Annotated in this window: 19 protein-coding genes; 10 read left to right on the forward strand and 9 right to left on the reverse strand. The window is 39.8% G+C overall.

Annotated elements, in window-relative coordinates; genetic code table 11:
• Positions 1-133: 133 nt before the first annotated feature.
• From BFL47_RS13165 to BFL47_RS13190, 7 genes are all read right to left on the reverse strand, one after another.
• The gene (locus BFL47_RS13165; protein ID WP_069660264.1) at positions 134-1,150 is read right to left on the reverse strand and encodes a FecR family protein; all 1,017 of its coding nucleotides are present in this window, start codon (positions 1,148-1,150) and stop codon (positions 134-136) included.
• Positions 1,151-1,208: 58 nt separating this feature from the next.
• Positions 1,209-1,796, reverse strand: a complete 588-nt coding sequence (locus tag BFL47_RS13170; RefSeq protein WP_069660265.1) for an RNA polymerase sigma factor — start codon at positions 1,794-1,796, stop codon at positions 1,209-1,211.
• 226 nt (positions 1,797-2,022) lie between these two features.
• Positions 2,023-2,658 (reverse strand): flavin reductase family protein, encoded by a 636-nt coding sequence (locus BFL47_RS13175; RefSeq protein WP_069660266.1) that lies wholly within the window; start codon positions 2,656-2,658, stop codon positions 2,023-2,025.
• A gap of 43 nt (positions 2,659-2,701) precedes the next feature.
• Positions 2,702-3,598, reverse strand: coding sequence for an NmrA family NAD(P)-binding protein (locus tag BFL47_RS13180; protein WP_069660267.1), 897 nt, complete (start codon positions 3,596-3,598; stop codon positions 2,702-2,704).
• 17 nt (positions 3,599-3,615) lie between these two features.
• Complete coding sequence (locus BFL47_RS19810) at positions 3,616-3,786, reverse strand: hypothetical protein (protein ID WP_170827322.1); 171 nt, start codon at positions 3,784-3,786, stop codon at positions 3,616-3,618.
• 138 nt (positions 3,787-3,924) lie between these two features.
• On the reverse strand, positions 3,925-4,266 hold the full coding sequence (locus tag BFL47_RS13185; protein ID WP_069660268.1) for an EthD domain-containing protein: 342 nt from the start codon (positions 4,264-4,266) through the stop codon (positions 3,925-3,927).
• 243 nt (positions 4,267-4,509) lie between these two features.
• Positions 4,510-4,914, reverse strand: a complete 405-nt coding sequence (locus BFL47_RS13190; RefSeq protein ID WP_245681370.1) for a Crp/Fnr family transcriptional regulator — start codon at positions 4,912-4,914, stop codon at positions 4,510-4,512.
• A gap of 289 nt (positions 4,915-5,203) precedes the next feature.
• Here BFL47_RS13190 and BFL47_RS13195 point away from each other — a divergent pair, with 289 nt between their 5' ends.
• From BFL47_RS13195 to BFL47_RS13235, 10 genes are all read left to right on the forward strand, one after another.
• Entirely contained in the window at positions 5,204-6,604 is a 1,401-nt protein-coding gene (locus BFL47_RS13195; protein ID WP_069660269.1) for a hypothetical protein, read from the forward strand.
• 18 nt (positions 6,605-6,622) lie between these two features.
• Positions 6,623-7,924: a DUF3344 domain-containing protein gene (locus tag BFL47_RS13200; RefSeq protein ID WP_069660270.1), complete on the forward strand. Its 1,302-nt coding sequence runs from the start codon at positions 6,623-6,625 to the stop codon at positions 7,922-7,924.
• Between the two features lie 26 nt (positions 7,925-7,950).
• On the forward strand, positions 7,951-9,345 hold the full coding sequence (locus BFL47_RS13205) for a hypothetical protein (protein WP_069660271.1): 1,395 nt from the start codon (positions 7,951-7,953) through the stop codon (positions 9,343-9,345).
• A gap of 42 nt (positions 9,346-9,387) precedes the next feature.
• Entirely contained in the window at positions 9,388-10,812 is a 1,425-nt protein-coding gene (locus BFL47_RS13210; RefSeq protein WP_069660272.1) for a hypothetical protein, read from the forward strand.
• Positions 10,813-10,854: 42 nt separating this feature from the next.
• Positions 10,855-11,175, forward strand: coding sequence for a hypothetical protein (locus BFL47_RS13215; protein ID WP_069660273.1), 321 nt, complete (start codon positions 10,855-10,857; stop codon positions 11,173-11,175).
• 14 nt (positions 11,176-11,189) lie between these two features.
• Positions 11,190-11,594: a hypothetical protein gene (locus tag BFL47_RS19620; RefSeq protein WP_170827323.1), complete on the forward strand. Its 405-nt coding sequence runs from the start codon at positions 11,190-11,192 to the stop codon at positions 11,592-11,594.
• An 11-nt stretch (positions 11,595-11,605) separates the two neighbouring features.
• A complete protein-coding gene (locus BFL47_RS13220) occupies positions 11,606-12,601 on the forward strand; it encodes a hypothetical protein (RefSeq protein ID WP_069660274.1) in 996 nt (331 codons plus the stop codon).
• A gap of 228 nt (positions 12,602-12,829) precedes the next feature.
• Positions 12,830-13,405: a YceI family protein gene (locus BFL47_RS13225; RefSeq protein WP_069660312.1), complete on the forward strand. Its 576-nt coding sequence runs from the start codon at positions 12,830-12,832 to the stop codon at positions 13,403-13,405.
• Positions 13,406-13,421: 16 nt separating this feature from the next.
• Entirely contained in the window at positions 13,422-13,910 is a 489-nt protein-coding gene (locus tag BFL47_RS13230; protein WP_069660275.1) for a VOC family protein, read from the forward strand.
• 105 nt (positions 13,911-14,015) lie between these two features.
• Positions 14,016-15,896 (forward strand): metallophosphoesterase family protein, encoded by a 1,881-nt coding sequence (locus BFL47_RS13235; protein ID WP_069660276.1) that lies wholly within the window; start codon positions 14,016-14,018, stop codon positions 15,894-15,896.
• Positions 15,897-15,901: 5 nt separating this feature from the next.
• Here BFL47_RS13235 and BFL47_RS13240 read toward each other — a convergent pair whose 3' ends face one another.
• Together BFL47_RS13240 and BFL47_RS13245 are read right to left on the reverse strand one after the other, a co-directional pair.
• Positions 15,902-16,999, reverse strand: coding sequence for a phosphatidylinositol-specific phospholipase C1-like protein (locus BFL47_RS13240; protein ID WP_069660277.1), 1,098 nt, complete (start codon positions 16,997-16,999; stop codon positions 15,902-15,904).
• Between the two features lie 241 nt (positions 17,000-17,240).
• The gene (locus BFL47_RS13245) at positions 17,241-19,190 is read right to left on the reverse strand and encodes a polysaccharide biosynthesis protein (RefSeq protein WP_069660278.1); all 1,950 of its coding nucleotides are present in this window, start codon (positions 19,188-19,190) and stop codon (positions 17,241-17,243) included.
• Between the last annotated feature and the right edge of the window lies 1 nt (position 19,191).

The raw sequence follows: 19,191 nt of genomic DNA on the forward strand, positions 1-19,191 counted from the left end.
TAAATGAATAAAAAACTGCATATTTAGTTAATTAATTAATTTTTATAGAGTTAATTGAACAAGCCAGGCTGCTACAGCCCAGGTTTTACAGTCGGAAGTGTTCCCGCACTTCCGGCTATTTTGAATGCTACTGTTATTTCATGTTTGATTTTTTTGAGGGGTTAATAGTTAAACGATTGTTTTCCAGTTTGTAACTGATACTTGTTACTGCCGTAAGCTGTTGCAGCATCTCATTCAGGTTGAGGTTATCTGCCTTTATACTATAGGTATTTTCGTCAAGCTCAGGATTTGAGACAGTCACTTTAATGTTGAAATGGCGCGCTAGCTCTTCGCCTATCTGCACTAAATTCATTGCATCGAAGTAAATAGAACCTTCATTTTTCCAGCTGTTCATCAGCCCGATATTCTTTTCAGTGCGCGTAACTTTTTTACTGACTGGTTTATAAAGCAATACCTGGCCCTGGGAGATACCTTTACTAACAGGATTACGATTACCGGATCCGTCTATGGTGTACACATCTACGATCCCGGAGGCTACTCCAACCCGGTATTCCTGATCGGGATGGTATGCTCGTATTGAAAAAGAAGTACCAATATCTTTGGTTTCTAAATTGCCGGAAATGACACTAAATGGATGAGTAGGATCATGCTTTACATCAAAAAAGGCTTCACCTTTATCCAGGTACACTATTCTATTCTTTAAGTTTTTGAAAGATGCAGGAACTCGTATACTGGTAGCTGAATTAAGCCATATATGTGTTCCATCGTCGAGTATGATCTGCTTCACCTGTCCGTTAGTGGTGGTTACGGCGTTCAATGTTTCCTTAAAACTGGTTGCTTGATTGCTTTTTGTATATAAATACAGACCACCAAAAACAAACAGTACGCCTATTGAGCAGGCTACTTTCGTCCATAGCGAATTTGGCCACATGCGATATACCGGTGCAGGTTTTGTGGACTGCCTCAAACGCTCACTTAATTCCTGATAGATTCTTTGTTCCGTTTCAGGCTGATCAAAAATAGCTGCTTTCCCATCACCTTTATAGTTTTCAAACCATTCATCAATTATTTCTTTTTGATGTTGGGGAATCGAACGATCATGATATTGCTCAAAAAGCCTTTTTACAAATTGAGATTCCTTGCTCTTCATACATAAGCATTAGCGTTTGAGAAGCTAAAATGTACTTTAAGAACTTGTTAAGCTTATATTAACTTATAAACATCAAAAACGAAAGTAGAAGATATAGATTTAGGGATGAACTGTGATAAACACGTATACGTAACCTGCGTAAAGCCTCTGAAATATTGTTCCGGACAGTCTGCTCAGATAGCTGAAGTTCTTTCGCGATTTCCCGAATAGATTTATCTTCAAATCTGCTCAGCTGGAAACACGACCTCATATTGAAATGCATTTTTAACAATTCCGTGTCAACTGTCTTTTTCGCTTCTTTAAAAAGCAATTGATCATCGCTGGCTGCAAAATTTTGAATTGTTCTCGTAAGAAGATCCACACCTTCAAGCCTGATTTTATCTTTGCGGAAAGCGGTCATTACGTTATTTCTTGCTACAACCTTCAAATAAGGCAACAAGGAGTCATTTGCATAGATGGTGTTTTTATTATTCCATAGATACATGAATACATCCTGTAATATGTCTTTAGTTTCACTTTCACTTTTTGTAAAGCGGTGGACGAAAGAAAAAAGGCTTTTCCAATATCTGTCAAATAGTGTTTTAAAGGCTTGCTCGTCTCCTAAAGATAAACTCAAAAGCAGATCTTTATCAGATAAATGAATCATATAGTAGTGGTAGAATAGAACTCTCCAAAGATATTTCCGGCAATTAAAGTTTATGTTAGCTGAGGATTAATAAATTGGGAAATAAAAACAAACAGCCTTTTAAATTTGAATTACCTGAAGTTGGTAAATAGATATATCTAATGATATGTCGCCACAAAGCAGATATAACCATTTAATAGCATAAAAAGTGCTTAGATCTTTCTCCATCACTAAAGTTTTGGCGTTGTTAAATTACTTTTTGCGGTTTTACGTCCGGCTTTGCATAAGCCAGACGGCCAACAAGTTGAGGCAGGCAGTAAGTATCTAAGCCGGCTATAGTCATGGTTCCAGCCTTTATATGGTCTACCATACCGTCACTGGTTATCATGGAATCGTCGGCTACTATGTGAACGATTTCGCCTATTACGATGGTAGTTCCGTTAGCTTTCATATCCAAAACTTCGCGCAGTTCAAGTCCTGCACGGACGGTAGATTGTTTAACTAAAGGCGCATTGAACCCGTTAATATAATACTCGTCAAAGCCGCAGATTTCAAATTCTGATACGCCAGATGGATAACCGGCACTCGTTTGATGCGCCTGCATATACCATTCTGGCAATACGTTATTTAGCGAGTATTGTCCTGTGGATTTAATGTTACCAAGTGTATCATTGTGCTCGCGCTCGGGCCGTATCACCATACCTAGTAAAGGCGGATTTGCACCGAGATGAAACACAGAACTGACAATACAAAGGTTAGTGATGCCCTCAGCACTAATTGTTCCCAGCAGGTTAAGTGATTTATAACCGTTTAAACTGTTTATTAGGTTTATCCGGTAATTTTTCTCCATTAGTTGTATTTGGGCGCTTGTAATGCTTTCCATGTTAGCTTGTCTTAAATTTATCTTAACTTGGTGGGGAACTTATTTATTTAACAAAAGATTTGATAAACTCTAAACCTGTTGTCCAGGTAAGATTCTTATACCAATCATTGGCCAGTTTTAAGTGATGCGTCGAAAACATCGAATACATATATTGACTTTGCTGCCATTTTGCATATAACTCATTTTCTCCAGCAGGGTTGTCGGCTCTTTGTTTTTTAATACTTTGCGCAAAGTCTTCAAGGGTTGCTAATTGAAAGATTCTAAATTCTTGTCCCGTTACTTCTTTCACATCATTCCATATCATATTGGGACTGATTTGGAAACTTGCAATCTGTAAATTACGTGGTGCGTCATCATCCAGAGCCACTTCAGCTGTAAAGGCTGCTGTATCATCCATGGTAGTGAAATCTAATTTCCAGTCCTTGTTGTCACCAAAGTAACCAATGCTCTTATCTTTCAGGTTTAAAACCGGTGTATTGTATTTCAGGATATCGGCAAAGGCACCATTAAAAATAGAGGATGCTTTTATTGAAGTGTTATTCAAATAGGCTTTAAACTCTCTTCGTAGATCAAAATTTCTGTTCTCTCCTGGTACCAGATCAGTGTAATCGGTACAAAAGTCGGAAGGAATAAACCTGGGAACACCTGCTTCTAAAGCACCGTCCAGAATCCTCTTTTGTAAATCCACAATTACATCGCCTAAACCTGCCAGTGCCGACACCAGGCAATCTATACCGATACATGCTTTAGCAATTTCATCCGGCCTATTTAAATCTACCTGGATAACCGTAACACCCATTTTCACAAGGACGTTTATTTTCTCGGGGTCAGTAGAGGTTCGAACGATAGCGCTTACTGATGCTCCCCGGATCATTAATTCCCTGCAAATCCGGTTTCCTAAATTACCGGAAGCTCCGGCTAGTAATATTGCTTTTCCCATTTTCTATTTTTTTCTGACTACTTGGTTAGGAAGCTAACAACGGCATCGACCACTTGTTCGGGTTGTTCCTCATACAAGTAATGCTCGCTATCTAAAATTCCTATTACCTCTACATCCTGTGCTGCGCAAGGCATACCCATTTTCATGAAGTTATAACTGACATAACTGCCAATTCCCAATACAGGCATGCTCAATTGCTGATAGTGTTTTGAATCTTCTATATCTCACACTTTGCTTAATTCAAGTTGCGGTACAAGTTCCAGAATATCGGTTGCCATTGTTTTCTTATCATAGCCTGATTCAGGTTTCTCCGAACTAAATTTTATTTAAATAACCTGGTGTTCAGTAGTAATTAAAAAGCTACAGCCGTGTAGATCTAAAAACTTCTCTTCATCTGGCCGGATGAGCTCCATATAGCTTTGAGCACCAAAAACGTTCCCTATTTTATCTGCATCATCAAACCATAATTCAGTGATACCATCGTAAATAATAGGTGGTAAACCTGGCATAGTAAAAGGAATGTTATGGCATTGCACATACTCGCGTATATGTTGTTGCACCTCGGGTAAGGAGAAAAATAAAGGTGCGTGGTTATTCTTGTGATAGGCCACAAATTCTTCATGGCTCATATCTTGACGGCGGGCAAGTAAAATCGTGAATTTGATCATTGTCTTTCTATTTTTGTGTTTACAATAGTACGGCTGGCAACTCCTACTTTTCGTTGACTTCGGTTAAGAAATACTATTTGTATAAAAGACGTTTGCGCAATCGGCTTAATGATTCTGGTTTGATGCCAAGGTATGAGGAGAGATGAAACTGGGAGATTTGATTAAATAATTCAGGCCTGGTATTCAATAAATGCTGATAACGCTGCTCCGGAGACATAAATTGAAACATTTCAACCCGCTCGTTTAGCTGCATGTATACGCGCTCGGACATATTCTTCCAAAATGTTCCCAGGCAGGGTATTCTCTGTAAAGACGCTGAACATCGGCATAAGCAAATGCTGTTATTTCTGCATCCTGCATCGCCTGCCAATAATAACGAGGGGGCTGCTGTGTCAGGAAACTTTGGTAATCGACCAGGAAGTTATCCGCCGCAGTAAACCGGAAGTTGACTTCGTTTACGTTCAAATCAACATAAAACATCCTGAAAAAACCACTCTTTAGAAAATAGATGTATTTGCATACTGCACCTTGTTCTAATAAATAACTACCTTTTTTGACAGAAAAATCTTTAGTAATAGACTGAAGCAGATCAAAATCTGCCTTGGGAACTGCTGAGATTGCGTTAATGGCTGCTTGAAGCTGCTCCATTGTTCAGTAATTATTTTCATGCAAGTTAGAGAAGATATATTGGCATTGTATAGCGTTTAACCGAATATTAAATCTAGCCCTTGTCATTTGGCAGTGGTAATTCATTAAGCATGGCCTTCCAGACTCTTTATACAGGTTATTGAAAAAATTTAATTTTCTTTTAACCCCTGATAATGAGTTTGGTGTCTTGTATATATTAAGAATGTTACTGCAATTGGTCTACCCCAATAATCTACATTATGAAAAACAAACAAACTACCAATTATGAAAAACAAACAAACTACCAATTATGAAAAACAAACAAACCATTAAACAGATTACTGTCCTGATTCTATTGGGCATTTTAATTACCGGCTGCAAAAAAGCCGCGGATCAAAGTAGTGTTGAATCGGTTTCAACGACAACGCAGAAGTTACTTAGCCTTGCTGCTAATGACTCTCCTGGACCAATGACCCGGTTTACTACTGTGTATAATACCGATTACTTATCTGTAGGAACCGGAGGATTGACCGATGGTAGGGGAGAAATTAGAATTACGGGAACTTTTCCTTTATCCAGTGTCACTAAAGCGTATCTCTATTGGCACGGTGAATCCATGGTAACAGACGCAGAGAGTGTTGGAGAATATATATATTTCAATGAAGAAACTGAGGCAGGAACGTGTATCGGTGTAACAAATATAAATAATGGACCAGACTATCCTCCTTTTCCTGTTCAAATTCAATCCCGCACCTATCGCGCTGATGTAACAGATCGAGTAAAAGAAGGGGGGAGAATCGTTTCAATACGAGAATTTGACCGGTTAACTGCTGACGGAGCCTCATTAATCTTGTTCTATCAAGATGGGAATAGTAACAATAATCGGGACATCGTTATATTCAACGGAAACGATTCCAATTTTCAAACATTTCGAAGTTACCCGCTCGATCCCAAAGCAGCCCTTGATCTTAAGGGTTGGGATGTGGTTTTACCTGGAGTAAAGTACACATCAGGAAAAGTGAATATTTCAATGCATGTGGCTGACGGCCAGGATGCAGAAGAGGGCATAATACAAGTAAACGGCGGCGCGAATTTGCGTAATCTTTTTAGAGGGCGTTCTGTTCCTGGGGAAATTACACCAATGTCAGTGCGTTATGATATAGTACCTATAGAAGTTTCTGCTTTCCTCCGTCAGGGAATTCATCCCATACGTTTAACATTGTTGGATTATACTCAAATGGCGGATAAGCTAAGTCTTGTTGTTGTGGTATTTAACCTCCCTAAAGGAGCGGCACCAGCCAAAATAATTGATGTTCCATTTGATTTTAAACCCGTTCAATGCCCTAATAAACAATCGTTTGATTATCCGGGCACTCAGAAAGCGGCCATTCTGGGTACGTCGACATTGAATGTGAATCAAATAGACCGTTCAAGCCTTGAACTTAATGGGTTGCCTATTAAAACGACAAGCATACGAGATGTAGCAGCTCCTTATAGCGGTACTGTAACAAATTGCAGTACCTGTTCCAGCCTTCCAGCAGATGGAATTAAAGATTTGGAATTTGTAATTGACCAGCCTAAAAGGCTTGGATCATATTCTCCGCAGGATGGTACGGATTGCTTTAAATTGACTTTAACAGGAAAATTGTTACCACAATATGGATCTACTCCAATTGAGGGCGTAGATTTCATGCAAATGGGTGCATTTTAATTCTAATTAATCATAATTATGAAAACGATATCAATTATCAAGCAGTTGACCCCTCTGCTCGTAGCAGGTAGTCTAATGTTCGGCTGCAAAAAAGATACAGATCAAAGTACTGTTGAGCCTATTTCAACAATACCACAGCAGTCACTTAGTCTTGCTGCTAATGAGGCGACTGGACCAATGACTAAGTTTACAACTGTTTACAATACCGATTATCTATCCGTAGGAACAGGAGGATTGAGAGACGGTTATGGGCAGATTAGAGTAATTGGAACCTTTCCGTTAAGCGGTGTCAATAAGGCTTATCTCTATTGGCACGGCGGTTCGCCAGCACAAGAGGAAACTGGAAAAACGTTGAAGGTGAACGGGATTACTATCACAGGAACCAATATTGGCATAAGCGCCGGGACTGACGAGTATAATTCTTCTGTAACAAATACGCAGGCCTATCGCGCTGATGTAACAGCATTAATAAAATCTTCTTCTTCTTCTTCGAGGACTTTTAACCTAAGTGATTTTGGACGGATGAATGCTGGCGGAGCTTCATTGATTTTGTTTTATTCCGATGGAATTAGTAGCAATAACCGTGATATCGTTATTTTTAATGGAAATGATACGAACGATAATACATTTCAGGGCTACCCTAACAATCCGAATTCGCCTGTTGATCTAACTGGTTGGGATGTGTTTCTATCAGGAGCAAATTACACGACAGGAAAAGTAAATATTACCATGCATGTGGCAAACGGTGATAAGTGGCCTGACGGTGCATTGTATTTAAATGGTATAGATATCGGGGATCAATTATTTAACGGAACAACAGTTCCGGGTGGAACTTCAGCAATGGGCTCGTATTGGGATATACTACCATTAGAGGTGTCTAGCTACCTGAGTCCAGGGATAAATCCCCTGCGTGTACAAATGCCGGATTATTATGATGATGTGATGAACCTTGTTGTCCTGGTATTTAATTTCCCTAAAGGAGCGGCACCTGTCAAAGTAATTAAGGTCCCGTTTGATCTTAAACCGATTAGCACCTATGACCCGGGGGGACAAATTGTACGTGCCACATCGGTCATACTAGGTACATCGACATTTAATGTGACTCAAGTAGACTTGTCCACCCTTAGATTGAATGGGGTTCCTTTTGAAACATCATCAATACGTGATATTTCAGGAGATGGAGTTAAAGATCTGGAATTGATTTTCAGAACAGCAGTTCAGGATAAGACTTATATTAAAGTGACTTTAACTGGTAAGTTATTACCGCAGTATGGATCCACTGCAATTGAGGGTATCGGTTATTTTATACCAAGTACTTAGTAATCACCAAACACATTCTCATTATCATGAAAATCAACCCAAATAGTAGAAAGTTGACCATCCTGATTTTGTCAGGTATTTTAATCTTTGGATGTAAAAAAGATACAAATCAAAGTAGTGTTGAATCCGTTGCAACAACATCAGAACATTCACTCAGTCTTTCTGCAGTAGCAGCGCCCAGCCCTCTGACTTACCGCAACACTTTTTATAATACCGATTATCTGTCCGTAGGAGTTGGAGGATTTAAGCACACTGGTTCTGGCAGTATTGAAATTTTAGGAAATTTTCCATTAAGCAGTGTTACCAAGGTTTACCTCTATTGGCACGGAGAATCGCCTGTAGTAGAAGAGGTTGGGAAGACTGTAAAGTTAAACGGGACTACCGTTACCGGGACGAATATTGGGATTACTGGGCCAAATAACGGTCTTGATAATGGTACAAGTAAGGAAATAAATTCCCAGGCTTATCGCGCTGATGTAACAGCTATAGTAAAATCTTCAGCCACAAGGGAATTCGCTGTAAGTGAATTCGGGCGGCTGGTTGCTGACGGAGCTTCATTTGTTCTATTCTATTCAGATGGAATTAGCAGTAACAACCGTGATATTGTTCTATTCGATGGGAATGATTCTAAAAAAGGATTTGCTGGTTACCCAGGCAATCCGAAAGCGCCTTTTGATCCTGCAGGTTGGGATTTTAGTTTATCCGGTGTAAATTATACATCAGGAAAAGTACTTGTGACCATGCATGTGGCTGATGGTCAATCTATAAATGAAGGAGACGGTCCTTTTTTTCTTAATTCACAGGAAATCTTTTCAAGATGGGATGCTAATGGAAGTACAGTCGAAGGCGCCAATACGTTATTTAGCGCCCGTTGGGATATCATACCAACTGATATAACCCCCTGGCTTCAGCCTGGAGTGAACTCCTTGCGTGTAACAATAAACCAATTACCTAACCAGGATTTACTGGGCCTTGTAGTGGCCCTGTTTAATCTTCCGAAAGGGGCTGCACCAGTTAACACCATACCCGTTTCTTTTGACTACCGGCCACTTAATTGTCCAAATACACTGCGTACTTCGAGTGGTGCAGAAGAAGCAGCCATTCTGGGCTCTTCAACCTTCAATGTGAATCAGGTAGACCTTTCCTCCGTTAAACTGAATGGAATTCCTTTCAAGAAATCAAGAGTGATTGATAAATCAGCTCCTTTTAATGGTACTGTTTCCAGTTGCAGTACGTGCTCTACCCTTGCACCGGATGGTATTAAAGATCTGGAATTTCTGTTTGATAGTCAGCTGTTGTTGAAAACATTGGGTATGGTCAAAGATAAACAATGCATCAAAGTGACCTTAACCGGTAAGTTATTACCGCAATATGGATCCACTCCTATTAAAGGTGAAGACTATATCCTGATAAGTAAATAGAAATAAATAGCTCAATTGAATCAGTATTTAAACACAATTATTGTGAAAGCGAAACGATTTTTTAAGGGATTTGCTCTGCTATTTTTGTCAGGTGTTTCAATTTTCGGATGTAAAAAAACTTCTGATCAGAATATCCTTGAACCAGTTTCAACAATAACAGAAAAACCCCTCAGTCTTGCTGAATCAGTTATAGATAGGCCGATGACTTACCGCAACACTTTTTATAATACCGATTATTTATCTGTAGGAACTGGAGGTTTGATAGAAATTGGCTCTAATGAGATTAAAGTTCCTGGTACATTTCCTTTAAGAAATGTCACCAGGGCTTATCTATATTGGCACATTAATTCGACAGGTTGGGAGTATCGGGCTAATTTAAATTTCAACGGGTACTCCATTTATCCGTCAGTTATTCCTGGCACAATTTTAGGGACAACTATTGGGATTGCTGGGCCAAATAACGGAGCAGATGGCAGAATAACTAACGAATTGTTCACTCTGGTCTATCGCGCTGACGTAACAGACGCAGTAAAAGCTGCATCTTCAAGAATTTTTAAATTTAGAGGGTTCGGGACCGAGTACGAGGATGAATCAAATCCTGTCGGAGCATCATTAGTTATTTTTTATTCGGATGGAGACCCCAACAACAACCGTGACATTGTTCTGTTTGATGGTAATGATTCTAATAAAGGTTTTGCTGGATTCCCGGGAAATCCGAATGCACCTTTTGATCCTGAAGGTTGGGATGTTCTTTTATCGGGATTAAATTACACAACTGGAAAAGGTATAATGACCATGCATGTGGCTGATGGTCAACAGTGGGAAGATGGTAATCTATTTCTGAATTCCCAAAAAATTGCATCAGGATCAATATTTTCCGGAAATACAGTTCCAGGTGCGACTGCCACAAGTAGCGCGCGGTGGGATATAAAGCCGATCGATATAACACCTTGGCTCCGCCCCGATGTGAAGTCACTGCATGTGACTTTAGATAAGTATGTGGATGATTTACTGAGCCTTGTGATTGTGGTGTTCAATCTTCCAAAAGGGGCAGCACCGGTAAGCGCAATTCAGGTCCCGTTTGATTACAGGCCGCTTAATTGCCCGAATACATTGCGTACGTCGAGTAGTGCGGAAGAAGCAGCAATCATGGGCTCTTCAACCTTTGATGTAAGTAAAGTAGATCTTTCTACTGTTAAATTAAATGGGATTCCTTTCAAAAAATCAAGAGTGATTGATAAGTCAGCTCCTTTTAAAGGGGATGTCACCAGTTGCAGTACTTGCTCCAACCTTGCACCGGATGGTATTAAAGATCTGGAATTTCTTTTTGATAGTCAGCTACTGTTAAAAACAATGGGTACAGTGCAAGATAAACAATGTGTTAAAGTGACCTTGACCGGTAAGTTATTACCGCAATATGGATCTACTCCTATTAAGGGGGAGGATTACATTGTAATCAGTAAATAAACGGTCACCTCCCTCAGTTTAAACAGAACCAAAAATACGAACATGAAAACCAACCCAATCTTTCAGAAGTCAACCATTCTGCTCCTGTCCTGTATTCTCATCTTCGGTTGTAAAAATACGACAGACGAAAATAGTGTTGAAGCTGTTTCATCTGCAGAAAAGAAACTTAGTCTTGCTAAAGGATATGGAACCAAGTCTGGATGTGTGGATTGCGACATCAAAAATAGTACGCAGACGCAGAGTAGAGCACAGATTACTGCGACTACCGAACCCATCCATCACTTCAATACTTTTTATAATACCGATTATTTATCCGTAGGTGTTGGAGGATTGAGAGATGTGGTAATGGACAAATCCGGGTAACCGGAACCTTTCCATTGGGAAACGTGAACAAGGCTTATCTCTATTGGGACGGGTTATCAAATTCTACAGAAGTAGATAAACCGGTATGGACCTCAAAAGTTACGTTTAATTCGACCGGCGTTATTGGAACCCCTATCGGTATATCATCGTCCAATTGCTGGCCATATCACCAAAGTCAGTCCCATCGTGCCGATGTGACTAATATCGTCAAATCTGCAAGTTCACGAACTTTTACGTTCAGTGCTCAGCCTTTAAGTGACCTGAATACAAACGGCGCTTCATTAATCCTGTTTTATTCAGATGGAATGAGCAGCAACAACAGGGATATTGCTCTATATGAAGGGAATGATGCCATTACTTCGTTTCCCGGATACCGACTAAGTTTACTACCGTTTACAATACCGATTATGTATCCGTAGGAACCGGAGGATTGAGAGACGGTTATGGGCAGATCAAAGTAATTGGAACCTTTCCCTTAAGCGGTGTCACTAAGGCTTATCTCTATTGGCACTGCGGTTCGCCATTAGAAGAGGAAACTGGGAAAACGCTGAAGTTAAACGGGATTACTATTACAGGAACCAATATTGGCATAAGTGCTGTGAATAACCGGTATAATTCTCCTGTAACAAATACGCAGGCCTATCGCGCTGATGTAACAGCAACAATAAAATCTTCTTCGAGGACTTTTAACCTAAGTGATTTTGGGCAGTTCAATGCTGGCGGAGCTTCATTGATCTTGTTTTATTCCGATGGAATTAGTAGTAATAACCGTAATATCGTTATTCTTAATGGAAATGACTCGAATCGTGGTACATTTCGGGGTTACCCGGGCAATCCAAATTCGCCTGTTGATTTACATGGTTGGGATGTATTTTTATCAGGAGCCAATTACACGACAGGAAAAGTAAACATTACCATGCATGTGGCAGACGGTGATATGTGGCCCGACGGTGCATTGTATTTAAATGGTATAGATATCGGAGATCAATTGTTTAACGGAACAACAGTTCCAGGTGGAACTTCAACAATGGGCTCGTATTGGAATATACTACCTTTAGAGGTGTCCAGCCACCTGAGTCCAGGAATAAACCCCTTGCGTATACAAATGCCGTATTATGATGATGATGTGCTGGGCCTTGTTGTCCTGGTATTTAATTTCCCTAAAGGAGCGGCACCTGTCAAAGTAATTAAAGCGCCATTTGATCTCAAAACGGTTCGCTTATATGATTCGGAGGGACAAATTGCACGTGCCGCATCGGTCATACTGGGTACATCGACATTTGATGTGACTCAAGTAGACTTGTCCACCCTCAGACTGAATGGGGTTCCTTTTGAAATAGCAAGAATACGGGATGTTTCGGCAGATGGAGTTAAAGATCTGGACTTGAGTTTAAGAACAGAAACTATTGGATGCGGTTCAGGATAAGAATTATATTAAAGTGACATTGACTGGCAGGTTATTACCGAAATATGGATCCACTGCAATTGAGGCTGTGGATTATTTTATTCCAAGTAACTAGTAGTTGTTTTCAAATTCAACACGAACATCGATACTTATAAGGTTGATAGGCAATTTCGAAATTATGAAAAAAAGAGCTAATGGAAAAACATAGATTTGCTATGTATGTTTGAACTACATCAAAGAAACCCAAAAATGAAAAAGCTATTATTTGCAATTATCGGTGCCACTTTATTCTCAGCGACCGTTGTCGGACAGACTTCTTACACTTTGGATAAATATCATTCCAGAGTTAATTTCAGTGCAACTCATTTTGGAATCTCGCATGTGGAAGGTAACTTCAAAATCATCGACGCCACTCTAGTGAGCAAAAAAGCGGATTTAACCGATGCGGTGATCACTTTTAAGGCAGATGTAAATTCCATTAACACTGAAGTTGAGTACCGGGACAAAGATCTTAAAAGTGCAAATTATTTTGACGCTGCTAAATATCCTGAGCTTACGTTTAAAAGTACCTCGTTTAGAAAAGTAGCTGGAAAAAATTACCTTTTATCAGGCAACATGACGATTCATGGTGTGACTAAACCTGTTGTTTTACGTGTCATTTTCAATGGTACAGCTATCACTGCAATGAAAAAACTAACAGCCGGCTTCACGCTTAGCGGTTTCATCAACCGTGTAGATTTCGGTGTGGGTGGCGATCCGCTCACCTCTGGTGTCAGCAATAAGATCGATTTAACAGCTAATGTGGAGTTCACTATCACCAAGTAATTGTTCAAGATAAATCATGAATTCTCCTTATAAAATACCATCCGAGACGCGAATCGGACATGTTCATCTGAAAGTGGCTGACCTTAAACGTTCCCTGGCTTTTTACTGTGATTTACTTGGTTTTGAGCTGATGGTATCCTATGGAGACGAAGCCGCTTTTATTTCTGCTGGCGGTTATCATCACCATATCGGTTTAAATACCTGGGATAGCAAAAATGCCCCTCCTGCCACAAGAGATGGCGTTGGGCTTTACCATACCGCGATTTTATATCCTGAAAGAAGGGACCTGGCAGCCATTTATCAAAGGTTGCTTGATGCAAAACATCCTAATATCGGTGCTTCTGATCATGGTGTATCAGAAGCGCTATATTTGAGAGACCCTGATAATAACGGTGTAGAATTATACTGGGATAGACCAAAGGAATTGTGGCCAAGGCTTGAAGATGGCTCTTTGACGATGTTTGTAAATCCGCTTAATTTTGAAAGCTTACTAGCCGAGTTGTAAGTATTTACCATTGTATTCATAAAAAATAATAAAAATTGCCTTAAGGGAGTTTCATAAAGTTAATGTAACATAGACTTAATTTGATTTTAGGCATTTTTGCAGTACATGAACCGTATTTTTTATTATCTCTTTATTTTACTGTGCCTCTCTACTGCTTCTTTGCAAGCACAGAAAGATTCTGCATCTCTAAAGGTTGCCTTTTTGGCGGACGTTCATTTACAGGACCTGTATGGTAAACTGGAAGGCAGCGACTACAAGGGGGTATTCAATCCAAAGACCGGCAGATATACGCTGCTGAGAACAATGGATGCACAGCTGCATTCCACTCGAATTTTTAATGAGAACTATTTCGCCTTTTTGGCGGCGCTTGATGATATTGCAAAGCGGGGCATCCACTATGTAGCACTTCCGGGAGATTACAGTGATGATGGGCAACCCTTACATATCCGGGGTTTGCAGCGCATTTTGAAAGAATACAGCGCAAAGTATGGAATGGAATTTTTTATCACAACGGGTAATCATGATCCTGCGGGTCCATTTGAACAGGACGCGGGTAAATCTGATTTCTTAGGTGAGGGTGGCAGGAAACAGGCTATTTATAGTAAAGAGGGGATGTTTAAGCGTTCCGGCGTAAATGAACTCCCTGTGGTGGTGAGTCCTGATCTGGCCAAAATGGGCTATCTCGGCATTACGGATCAGTTGCGGGAATTCGGATTTTATCCTAAACCTGGTTATCTGTATTGGGCTACTCCTTTCAGTTCGTACTCGTCATCGGATTATAACTATGAAAAAGGTCTAAAGGCTAGTCTTTTAAATAAAAGGGTATATGAGGTCGCTCCCGGTACTATTGTGCAGGATGTGAGTTATGTGGCAGAGCCGGTTAAGGGACTTTGGCTTTTGGCATTAGATGGCAATGTTTATCCGGAGGCTGATTTAGGTTACAACAATGTACTGTTGCATAAAAAACATCTGGTTGAATGGGTTCGGAAAGTTGCTGATGAAGCTAAGAAACAAGGCAAGACCTTAATTGCGTTCAGCCACTATCCCATGGTCGACTTCAATGATGGTGCCTCACCTGAAATAGCAGAAATGATGGGTGCGGGTAAATGGCAGCTGGACCGTGTTCCGCGACAAGAAGTTGCGGTTGCTTTTGCTGATGCGGGAATCAAAGTTCATTTTGGAGGCCATATGCATATTAATGATACGGGAATCTATACATCTCCAAAGGGAAATACATTGGTGAACGTCCAAACCCCTTCGTTAGCGGCATATATTCCTGCCTATAAATTGCTTACAATCAAACCGAATAGGGATTTAGAGGTGGAAACAATCGTAATTGCACAAGTACCACGGTTTAATGAACTTTTTGATCTGTATAGAATGGAGCATCACTTGCTGGAAAGTCAGCATGCTCCCGGCATTTGGGATAGCACCATCCTTCAAACAAAAAGTTATCATGATTTCACCGATTATCATCTAAGGGAATTGGTCAGGTTGCGTTTTCTTCCGGAGGATTGGCCTTCTGTGCTTAAGGATTTCCTGATGCCTGTTTCTGGTGATGATTTGCTGGTACTCGCAAATACGGATCTTTCGGTTTCTTTTGATACGATCCTTAAGCATAAAGAACGTTATCAACAAGCCTGGAAAAGAGCAGAGAAATCAGTTGATTCTGCTATGGAGAAGGTTCGTTTAAAGCGAAATGATTTTAAGAAATGGAATGGGCTTGACCTGATTGCTGACTTCTATAAGATTCGTAGTGCGGATCAGTTAGCACTTGCTGACATTGGTTCTGATCGTCTTAAACAGTACAGGATACTTTCGAAATGCTTCTTTAAAAATCACCCAGAGTGGCAAAAAAAAGACCCGCTCCTAAAGAAGCTGGGTCTTTTTTTTAAGATCCTGGATAAGTTTCTACACGATGCTCCTGCTGATCGTTTTCTGATTCATGTAGATACAGGAAAAGTTCAGGATCTCAGTTTCGATTAACTGATTTATTTGTTAATTTTTCCATTTAAAGGATTTTTCCGCACATACGTACCATCCTCAAAAACGATATGATAAGGTGAATTGAAAAAAGCACTTGGCTTGTAATAGTCAGTCGTTATAATTTGTGCTCCTGAATCTTGTGCTTGTTTAAAGTGGGTATAATCATTGGCACGAGCTTCCTTAGTATCTGAGTCTGCACGTGTACGGATGATATATCCCTTTTTGACTAAGCCCTGAATGGAAGGATCTTCTGAATTATTCCTGAACAGAGTGGCGGCTTCTGGTGTTCCGGGCTCGGCATTGACAAATATTAATCGTCCTTTTAATGAGGGATGACCCTGCAGATACAGGTCTCTGTTTTTATCCTTATTATCCAGGATAAAGAAAAATTTACCCCTGGCTTGTTTAAGCTTAGGCCAATTGCCTTTTAATACCGCTTCTTCCAAAGTTATACAATTGCCTCTGACCATATCTGGAGTGATGAGTTTATCCATACCTAAATTTTTACGGATTATAGCATCCAGCTGATCGAATAGTGCTGAGGTAAAAGCTTCGGGTGTGGTGCCAAATCGGTTTGTCTCTCCATCTTTGGGTTCCAGTGTAATGAATACGGGAATGTGTCCTGGATTTGAGTTCGACCAGTTCTTTAATTTCTGAAGGCAGTCATCAAAAGTTAGACTCGAACTTCTGAAATCAATATCGGGCACATGCAATACTTTAAATCCGGGTTGGTTCATCACGCCTGCTGTGTCATAGGGTTGATCTGGCTTAACTAGCTCCAGTCCCTTTGGATGTGCATATTTACCTCCTTTGCTGTCGGCATACACATCGATTTCTAAATTGCGCAGACCCATATTAAGCTGATCCGTGATGGGAATATGTTCATATTGCAAACCACCTAATCGGTTAGTTGAATCTTTAGACTGGATGAGTTTAAATAGTGCAGGTTCAATAGCCTGTTTATAACTGTTATGGGATCCGATTACCTGAATTTGGTTGAGCTTTAGGTTATCTTCGGGTGCCTGCGCTTTTGTCTGTGCCCGTATTTGCGAAAAAGACATAATCGCTAGAAGGAAAAGAATTGCTGAAGTACTTGTTTTCATTTGTGATTAATACAGTTTGCCAATTATGTTGAATGCAAAAATAAATCGGATATGTTAAAATAAGGTTAGTTCTGAAATAACATAATGATTCAATTTTTTCAAGGTTGAGCTTACTTAAGAGCTGGTTGCGAATCTGGGTTTTGATCCGCAGTGAATTTCCAGGTAAAAACATCATAAAAAAAGAGGTCAACCGTTTAGGCGACCTCTTTTAATGGGTATTAATTGAATCCTAACGGTTCTGTTAATTCAGCACCAGGTTATCCAGTTTATGATAGATGGAATTATTGCTCTTAAATCCTGGAACAATCTCCTTCATCTTTTTCACCATCGCGACATCATCACCCATTTCATTTAATACCAATAATTCGTCAATGGACTTCTTTATGAATGAGAATTGACAGTGTATCCCTTTTGAGATTTTAATCTTAGTATGATAGGTCGGCATCACAAGCTCTTCTTTATTCAGGAGTTCTTCATAAAGTTTCTCTCCAGGTCTTAAACCGGTATACACGATCTTAATATCCTGCTCAGGTGATAAGCCAGCAAGCCTGATCATTTTTATCGCCATGTCAACAATCCGGATAGGTTTTCCCATATCAAATATAAAGATCTCTCCTCCTTTTCCCATAGCTGATGCTTCGAGTACAAGTTGCACGGATTCTGGTATGGTCATAAAAAACCGGGTAATTTCAGGATGAGTAACGGTGACAGGTCCGCCCCGCTCTATTTGCTCTTTGAAACGTGGTACAACTGATCCATTAGAGCCTAAAACATTACCAAATCTGGTGGTAATAAATTTGGTTGCAGAGGTTTGATAACCCCTTGTTTGAAAAATCTCTTCAATGGGATGGGTTCTTAACTGGTGAAAGTTTAATGACTGGATATACATCTCCGCGAGGCATTTAGATGCGCCCATTACATTAGTGGGGTTCACTGCTTTGTCGGTAGAGATCATGATAAACTTTTCTACTTCAAACTCTACTGAAAGATCAGCCAGGTTTTTAGTTCCCAATACATTGGTTAATATAGCTTCTGATGGGTTATTTTCCATCATGGGAACATGTTTAAATGCGGCAGCATGAAAAACTAACTGAGGTTTATAGGTGGAGAATAAATTCCTCAGACGTTTTGCATTCTGTATGTTTACCATGCAGATGTTAGCTTTAAGACCAGGAAAGTGATCTTCGATGTCCAATTGCAATTCATGCAAGGGAGTTTCTGCCTGATCGCAAAGAATTAATGAAACCGGATTATAGTTAAACAGTTGCCTGACTATTTCTGCACCGATAGAGCCTGCTGCTCCGGTAACTAAGATTCTTTTGCCTGAAAGCTCCCTGGCAATATTATCCTTCTGAAGGATAATAGGATCGCGCTGCAGAAGATCTTCTATTTTTAGATCTCTGATTTGATTTAAACTGAGTCTTCCATTCACCCACTCTGTTGATGGGGGAACAGCGATTACTTTTATGCCTAATTTGATACAGGTTTCAACTGCCCGTTTCTGACTATCCTGATTTAATGAATCGTTCATGATCACCATTTTTTCGACACCATACTTGCGACGAATAGACCCAATGGAATGAGGAGCATAGACTTTTTTCTGCTCAATATATTTATTAATTTTATCTTCATCGTTATCAATAAAGCCTAGAATCCGATAATGTTTCCCTGGAGAGAACTCAAACGCTTGTTTAATTAAAAGGGCCTTTTTATCTGATCCATAAATCAATACATTTTCGCAATTTTCTAGTTCCAACTCCTTTAAATAAACGAACATTCCTTTTACCACTGTCCTTAAAATAATAAGCAATGAACTCGCTGTAAAAAAATTAAGGATAGTAATGACATCAATTACTTCAATTTCCGGGACATAATAAGGAATGATCAGTAATTTACTGGACGACCAAAACAAAATGCTGCTGATCATTAAAGCTTTAAAGATTCGGAAGATATCCTCTGTATTCGAGTACCGGATGATTCCAGTGTGAATACGCAAGGATAGAAAAACCAGCAAGGAGATGATATTGTAAAAGGCCAGCATACGCATAAAGCCATCCTGAAAAATTTCATTGTATTGAAATTTATAGGTAATGAAAAATGAGAGCGAAAAGGCCCAGTTAATAATAAAAAGATCGATAAATAGAATAAGCCAACGGGAGTAGGCCTTTTCGCAAAATAATACTTTTTTCATA

The organism is Arcticibacter eurypsychrophilus, from assembly GCF_001730525.1.
Taxonomy (GTDB): Bacteria; Bacteroidota; Bacteroidia; order Sphingobacteriales; family Sphingobacteriaceae; genus Arcticibacter; species Arcticibacter eurypsychrophilus.